Annotated in this window: 3 protein-coding genes; all 3 read right to left on the bottom strand. The window is 38.3% G+C overall.

The genetic code is table 11. The features are described from left to right. Positions 1–92: 92 nt before the first annotated feature. On the bottom strand, positions 93–452 hold the full coding sequence (locus J3U74_RS12355) for a hypothetical protein (protein WP_267328487.1): 360 nt from the start codon (positions 450–452) through the stop codon (positions 93–95). Beyond that, a complete protein-coding gene (locus J3U74_RS12350) occupies positions 449–889 on the bottom strand; it encodes a D-Ala-D-Ala carboxypeptidase family metallohydrolase (protein ID WP_267338090.1) in 441 nt (146 codons plus the stop codon). The genes J3U74_RS12355 and J3U74_RS12350 overlap by 4 nt, the downstream gene beginning before the upstream one ends. Next, the coding region (locus J3U74_RS12345) for a phage holin family protein (protein WP_267338091.1) at positions 889–1,191 on the bottom strand (303 nt) is incomplete at its 5' end. The genes J3U74_RS12350 and J3U74_RS12345, both read right to left, overlap by 1 nt.

Below are 1,191 nucleotides of genomic sequence, written 5' to 3'. Positions count from 1 at the left end.
AATTACACTTCTCAATGACATTTAATAAATGCTCGTTATATCGTAAGCTATCACCAAAAGTCATGGGATTAGGTGGTAAATTTGGTAAACAGTCACTTAATAGATTGGCTGGTATCGGTCGATTCACGTATACTTTTCGCTCGGTTGTACAAGCTTGCAGAAACAGGCATAGGCACAAACTGCTTAGCGCAATCATTATCTTTGAGTTGCTCATTAATTTGCTCCTGCCGTTCTAGTGATTGATTTTCTAGTTCACGTTTTGATAATTCGTTATCTGCGATGATTTGGCTGTTTCTAAATATGGTTTGCTCTAGCTGGTTAATTTGATTAGTTAGCTCGGCATTGGCTTCTTTTAACCGCTTTTTCTCCTGATAATTGTTGTAGCCAAAATAAATAGAAAAAACAAAACCGACAATAAGTAATATTATGCTTAATAACTTTTCTTTACTCATAGCAAACCGTTCTTATAAATCGTCTTACCGCCCTGCTTAACAGCAGTCAAAACTATCTGGCGATTATTATTAGGATTAAAGCCGATATGCACCCATTGATTATGCTCTTGAATGAGTTTGTCGAACTGGACTCCCGCATCGATTAATCGTTGGCAAATCTCTTTAGGTGTGCCGTATGATGAATGGAAATCTACCGCTAATCCTTTCGTGTGTGCGCTAGTTGACACTCCACCAACACGTGCATTTAATGCTGGGCAACGATAACCTGATGTAATGTTAATTGGCTTACCTAGTGCCTGCCTTACAAACTCCAGTTTAATAGCTGTTAATTGCACATTAGGCATTAGGTCGGCCGGCACTGAGTTATCAATCTGTAATCTGTCCGCTGTTGTTGAGCGTGTAAATTCGTCCAATGTAAAATGTTCTGTTAAGTTCATTAACCATCCCCTTTGGCTTTTCTTATTAACCGTTCTTCTAATGCTTTGATTAGAGCCGCACCTGACCAACCAGCTAAGCCAGCTATACCACCTGCTAACTCAAAGTCCCAATTAAAATAACTTGCGGCTAATACAACAAGCGTTCCAGCAAATATCGATATAAATATTTGTGCAACTAGCACCCAGATATGGAATTTATTGCCGTTTAGAAACTGATAGCAATAGCTAGATAATGAACCGAGTAAAGTGACAAAAAATAAATAAACAACAACTGTCCAATTGACGTTGTCAGGATCTTTTAT

The sequence above is a fragment of the Gilliamella sp. B3892 genome (genome assembly GCF_026536305.1).
Taxonomy (GTDB): domain Bacteria; phylum Pseudomonadota; class Gammaproteobacteria; order Enterobacterales; family Orbaceae; genus Gilliamella.
This window is presented reverse-complemented; position numbering and strand designations above follow the sequence as displayed.

Bases quoted from the DNA above. Each gene is read 5' to 3' on its own strand.
- J3U74_RS12355 (WP_267328487.1), bottom strand. From the start codon at position 452: ATGAGTAAAGAAAAGTTATTAAGCATAATATTACTTATTGTCGGTTTT.
- J3U74_RS12350 (WP_267338090.1), bottom strand. From the start codon at position 889: ATGAACTTAACAGAACATTTTACATTGGACGAATTTACACGCTCAACA.